The sequence below is a fragment of the Collimonas sp. genome, assembly GCF_035566555.1.
GTDB lineage: Bacteria > Pseudomonadota > Gammaproteobacteria > Burkholderiales > Burkholderiaceae_D > Collimonas.
Genome location: NZ_DATMRB010000065.1, coordinates 1 through 4,769, shown reverse-complemented (window position 1 = coordinate 4,769; position 4,769 = coordinate 1). Strand labels below are relative to the sequence as shown.

Here is a 4,769-nt window from a genome sequence, read left to right as displayed (position 1 = left end):
TGCCTCATCTGTCGGTATATCGCGCCGGCCTTGGCCCGTAGCGCTAGGCGTGCCAAGGAGACATAGCGGTGCTATGGCGACGAGGCGCAACGACGCGATACGGGTCAAGGACCAGCGAGATGCCGACAGATGAGGCAGGACGCGACACTAGCGCTGTATTTCCTGCGGCAAGCGTGGTTTCCTGCGAGGACAGTAGATTGATGAAGACGCAACACGCGCATCTGTTTCTCTGGCGCGGCCGCTCGCTGGTGATCGGCCCTGGCATCGACTCGAAGTTCCACGCTCATTTCGCCACCCAGCTGACCTGGGGCCTGGACGCGCCGTTCCAGGCGCGCCTGTCCCCCGATCAGCCCTGGACCACCACGCGCGCCGCCATTTTTTCATCCAACCAGCCGCACCAGATCCATTGCGAAGCTACCCTGCTGGCGCACTTGTTCATCGAATTGCCGCAGCGTTCGCCGGCGGCGCACAGCCTGCTGCAGGCCGACTATGGCAATGCTGCTGCTTTCGCGGCGGTGCGCGCCAGCCTTGCACTGGCGCGCGATGGCGGCCTCGACCTGGCGCGCGCCGAACAACTGAGCCAGGACTGGCTGGCATGCAGCAGCTTGTACCAGCTGGCGCGGCCGGGTTTCGACCAACGCATCAGCCAGGCGCTGGCCGCCGTCGCCGCCCATCCGCGCGATTCCCTCAACGGCGCCGCGCTGGCCGCGGCCGTGCATTTGTCGGCCAGCCGCTTTACCCACCTGTTCCGCCAGCAGACCGGGCTGTCGCTGTCGCGCTACCTGCTGTGGTCGCGCCTGATGGCGGCGGTGGAAGCGGTCGCCGCCGGCGCTAACATGACCGACGCCGCCCACCGCGCCGGTTTTGCCGACCTGGCCCACATGAGCCGCACTTTCCGCAATACCTTCGGCGTCGTGCCCTCGGAGCTGCAAAAGATGACGATTGCGTTCAAGCACGAGGAAAAATGATGGTCTAAGATGGTTGTAATACAAGAACGGAGACCGTCATGAACCACACTACACAAGCGCAAACGGGCCGGGCGATCGACAGCCTGCTCGCCAAGTATTCCGAAAGCCACCTCAACCCGGTCAATGAAGTGATCCACTTCATTTGCGTGCCGGTGATTGTCTTCACCGTGCTGGGTCTGTTATGGACAATCCATCCCTGGGTAGCGCTGGCCGGCGCCGTGGCCGCCATGTTGTATTACTTTTCACTGTCGGCGCCGCTGGCCGTCGGCATGCTGCTGATGCTGGCGGCAATGCTGGCGCTGCTCTACGTGCTGCCGCCGCAGTGGGTGCTGCCGCTGTCGATCACGGTGTTCGTGCTGGCCTGGATCGGGCAGTTCGTCGGCCACAAGATCGAAGGCAAGAAACCGTCCTTCTTCGATGACTTGCGCTTCCTGCTGATCGGCCCGCTGTTTGTGCTGGGCTTCCTCTACCGCCGCCTGCATATCGCTTATTGATGGCCAGGATCGCGGTGTTCGGCGCCGGCTCGATCGGCGTCTATATCGGCGCCTCGTTGCATGCCGCCGGCGCCGATGTGGTCATGATAGGGCGCGCCCGCATGCGCCGGCAGATCGCCGGGCAGGGCGTGCTGCTGAGCGATCTCGAGGGGCGCCGGCAGCAGCTGGCCGCTGCCGGCTTCCCTTATCAGGAAAATCCGTTCGCACTGACTGATGCCGAGCTGATCCTGGTCACGGTGAAGAGCGCCGACAGCGCCGCCGCTGGCGCCGTCATTGCGCAGCACGCGCGGCCGTCGGCGCTGGTGGTCAGCTTGCAAAACGGCGTCGGCAATGCCGCTGCCTTGCGCCGCGCTTTGCCTGGCTGGCAGGTATTGGCGGGCATGGTGCCGTTCAATGTGGTGCAAATGGCGGGCAGCCGCTTTCATCGCGGCAGCGGCGGCGAACTGATGATCGAAGCCAGCGCCGCGCTGGCGCCATGGCAAGCCGTCTTCAGCCAGGCCCACCTGCCGATCCAGCCATGCGCCGACTTTGACGCTGTCCAATGGGGCAAGCTGCTGCTTAACCTCAACAATGCCCTCAATGCGCTGTCCGGCCTGCCGCTTAAAAGCCAGCTGTCGCAACGCGCCTACCGGCGTTGCCTGGCCTTGCTGATCGAGGAGGCGTTGCAGTTGCTGCGCGCCGCCGGCATCCGTCCGGCAAAAATCGCCAAGGTCGCGCCGCGATTGCTGCCGCCGCTGTTGCGTTTGCCCGACGCGGTTTTCACGCGGATAGCGGCAACCATGCTGAAAATCGATCCGCAAGCGCGTTCCTCCATGTGGGAAGACCTGCAGGCAGGACGCTTGACCGAGGTCGATTACCTGAATGGCGCGATTGTCGGCCTGGCGCAGTCGCTGGACCAGGATGCGCCGGCCAATCGCCGTATCACGGCGCTGATCCATGCTGCCGAGGGCGCCGCTTTGCCATCCTGGCAGGGAGATGCTCTGTACCAGGCATTGCGCGCCGGATAAGAAATTCTTGGCGAATTGAACGTAAGGGCGTAGATTGGCTCGAAGCTAGGTGGTTGTATCTGTGATCCGTTTTGTTCATGCATTGCTTACGAAAGGTCCGATATATGAAGAAGCTATTCAGCGTGCTGGCGCTGTTGCTGGCGATTGCCCCTGTTGCGCATGCGCAGGACGAGCCAAGGCGGGCGGAGCCGGGCATGGGGTTGGAAGGGCATCCTGATGCCAGGAACGACCGCCGTCCGGAATCTTTTTACGATGGGAAAAACCGCGTGAACACGCACAGTGTGATGCGTTGCAAGGATGGCGCCATGCGCAAGGCGCGCGCAGATGCGTGCCGCGGCCATGACGGCATGCGCAAGTGATTTGAGATATATAGTTATCGAATATCTGTTATCAGGCAAATAAAGCAGACACGCATGCTGCATCGCCATATAGTTACACCTGTCTCCTCCAACACCTCCTAAGGTTTGGATTCAGCCCGCGACCGCAAGGTGAGCGGGCTTTTTTTTTGCCTGTGGCAAATATACAGGGCATGCATGGCTCTGTCGAAGCGTGAACGACATATAGCCACGTGTCTGACCCTGTCGCATGCAGCGGCTAAAATTCCATGTAAATCAAATACTTGGATTGTCCACTGCAAGGTTATCAACAGGCTTGCGCACAATTTCTGTGGGTAACTCGGCGGTGGCGGTTTTGTTGCGGGCAATAAAAAGCCCCGCAGGCGGCGGGGCTAGTCGGTACTGCAGGCGCTCTGGATTCAGAAGCGCAGGAAAGAGCCGCTCATTCTTTTGTACGGCGCGCTCCAGATTGCCAGGATTTTGTCGAGCAGACCTGGTTCTTGCTGAATTGTGCTTTTGCTGCTGAACTTGCGTGCGTCCAGACGCGCTTGCGCCTGCATGCTGTGTGCGATATTGCGTGCCGACATCGGCAGTGGAGGAGAGATCATAACAGGCCCTTTCATTTTGTCTTCTATGTTGCAATGCAGTATAGACATGTTGAAATGACTAATCCAATTTCGGTTTCACATACGAGTCATGCAATTTATGAATATCATTATGCGGCTGCCATGCAAACAGGCCTTTATGCCGGCATCGCATATGCATATAGCTGACATATTGGCAGCAGACAATTTTCGTGCTGTAATGCAGCAAGCCTCACTGCTTTCGGTCAGGCGGTCTACCCCAACTGTTGGAAACGGAGAAAACCATGAAAAAACTGTCAGGTCTGGCACTGCTCGCTTGCTGCTTCATCTTCAATCCTGCATTTGCCGCAAATTCGCAGCAAAGCAAGATGGCAACCTGCAACAAGGACGCCGCAGGCAAAGCGGGCGATGACCGCAAGGCTTTCATGAAAGATTGCCTGAGCACAAAGCCGGCAGCCGCCGCTCCCGCGACGCAGCAGGAAAAAATGAAGTCGTGCAACGTCGACGCTACCGGTAAAAAGGGCGACGACCGCAAGGCATTCATGAAGCAATGCCTGTCGAAACCTAAGGCTTAAGGTTAGCCCAGGCGATCCGCGGCGCCGCATCGGCGCCGCAAGACAAAAAGCCCCGTCTGGTACGGGGCTTTTTTTGATTTTCATTTTGTTACCAATTTGCCGCCTCGCAGGGGGAATTAATGTTTACTATGCAAAGTCGAACCCTGCACGCACCTCATAAGGAAAACCACATGAAAAAATTAGCGCTCACCCTGACTCTCGGCCTCGCTTGCGTAGCGGCCAACGCCGCCGACTGGCAATCCGTCGGTTCCAGCGATACTTCCGAGCTGAAGCTGGACCAGGCATCGATCAAGGAAACCAAGGGTATCCGCGAAGCATGGTCCATGTGGAACTTCAAGGAGCCACGCAAGAACGACGGCGATCCCAAGGCGCTGGCGACTTTCCAGTCCTACCAGGATTTCACCGAGTACGATTGCAAGGCCAAGACCCTGCGCCTGAGCAAAGAGATTCTGTTCGCCGGACTGGATGGCGCAGGCGCCAAGGTCGATCATAGCGACGCCCTGAAAGGCGCCACCTTTGTGAAACCGGCCGCCGGCTCGGTCGCCGAAGTGATGATGAATTTCGTCTGCACCTTCCCGCTCGACGGCAAAGCGGCGCCCGCCGGCAAATAAGCCGGCAAGCTGCATCCACAGCCTCACCTACGCTGGAGCCTGCGCTAGTGTCGTGTCCTGCCTCATCTGTCGGCATCTCGCTGGTCCTTGACCCGTATCGCGTCGTTGCGCCTCGTCGCCATAGCACCGCTATGTCTCCTTGGCACGCCTAGCGCTACGGGCCAAGGCCGGCGCGATATACCGACAGATGAGGCA

Annotated in this window: 7 protein-coding genes; 6 read left to right on the top strand and 1 reads right to left on the bottom strand. The window is 59.6% G+C overall.

All coding sequences use genetic code 11. From position 1 onward, the window contains the following. The first annotated feature begins 200 nt into the window (after positions 1–200). The 4 genes from VNZ65_RS09040 (at position 201) to VNZ65_RS09025 (ending at position 2,828) form a co-directional block, all read left to right on the top strand. The gene (locus VNZ65_RS09040) at positions 201–968 is read left to right on the top strand and encodes an AraC family transcriptional regulator (RefSeq protein WP_325668164.1); all 768 of its coding nucleotides are present in this window, start codon (positions 201–203) and stop codon (positions 966–968) included. 38 nt (positions 969–1,006) lie between these two features. Next, positions 1,007–1,462 (top strand): DUF962 domain-containing protein, encoded by a 456-nt coding sequence (locus VNZ65_RS09035; RefSeq protein WP_325668162.1) that lies wholly within the window; start codon positions 1,007–1,009, stop codon positions 1,460–1,462. Continuing rightward, entirely contained in the window at positions 1,462–2,469 is a 1,008-nt protein-coding gene (locus VNZ65_RS09030) for a 2-dehydropantoate 2-reductase (RefSeq protein ID WP_325668166.1), read from the top strand. The genes VNZ65_RS09035 and VNZ65_RS09030 overlap by 1 nt, the downstream gene beginning before the upstream one ends. A gap of 104 nt (positions 2,470–2,573) precedes the next feature. Then, positions 2,574–2,828 carry a hypothetical protein gene (locus tag VNZ65_RS09025; RefSeq protein ID WP_325668160.1) on the top strand — a complete coding sequence of 85 codons (255 nt, stop codon included), beginning with the start codon at positions 2,574–2,576 and terminating at the stop codon, positions 2,826–2,828. Positions 2,829–3,223: 395 nt separating this feature from the next. Here VNZ65_RS09025 and VNZ65_RS09020 read toward each other — a convergent pair whose 3' ends face one another. Next, a complete protein-coding gene (locus tag VNZ65_RS09020; RefSeq protein ID WP_325668158.1) occupies positions 3,224–3,460 on the bottom strand; it encodes a hypothetical protein in 237 nt (78 codons plus the stop codon). Between the two features lie 212 nt (positions 3,461–3,672). Between VNZ65_RS09020 and VNZ65_RS09015 the strand changes: the two genes are divergently transcribed. Together VNZ65_RS09015 and VNZ65_RS09010 are read left to right on the top strand one after the other, a co-directional pair. Further along, positions 3,673–3,963: a PsiF family protein gene (locus VNZ65_RS09015; protein WP_325668155.1), complete on the top strand. Its 291-nt coding sequence runs from the start codon at positions 3,673–3,675 to the stop codon at positions 3,961–3,963. Positions 3,964–4,133: 170 nt separating this feature from the next. After that, positions 4,134–4,574, top strand: a complete 441-nt coding sequence (locus VNZ65_RS09010) for a surface-adhesin E family protein (RefSeq protein WP_325668153.1) — start codon at positions 4,134–4,136, stop codon at positions 4,572–4,574. Positions 4,575–4,769: the final 195 nt, after the last annotated feature.

Bases quoted from the DNA above. Each gene is read 5' to 3' on its own strand.
- VNZ65_RS09030 (WP_325668166.1), top strand. From the start codon at position 1,462: ATGGCCAGGATCGCGGTGTTCGGCGCCGGCTCGATCGGCGTCTATATC.
- VNZ65_RS09025 (WP_325668160.1), top strand. From the start codon at position 2,574: ATGAAGAAGCTATTCAGCGTGCTGGCGCTGTTGCTGGCGATTGCCCCT.
- VNZ65_RS09020 (WP_325668158.1), bottom strand. From the start codon at position 3,460: ATGTCTATACTGCATTGCAACATAGAAGACAAAATGAAAGGGCCTGTT.
- VNZ65_RS09040 (WP_325668164.1), top strand. From the start codon at position 201: ATGAAGACGCAACACGCGCATCTGTTTCTCTGGCGCGGCCGCTCGCTG.
- VNZ65_RS09015 (WP_325668155.1), top strand. From the start codon at position 3,673: ATGAAAAAACTGTCAGGTCTGGCACTGCTCGCTTGCTGCTTCATCTTC.
- VNZ65_RS09010 (WP_325668153.1), top strand. From the start codon at position 4,134: ATGAAAAAATTAGCGCTCACCCTGACTCTCGGCCTCGCTTGCGTAGCG.
- VNZ65_RS09035 (WP_325668162.1), top strand. From the start codon at position 1,007: ATGAACCACACTACACAAGCGCAAACGGGCCGGGCGATCGACAGCCTG.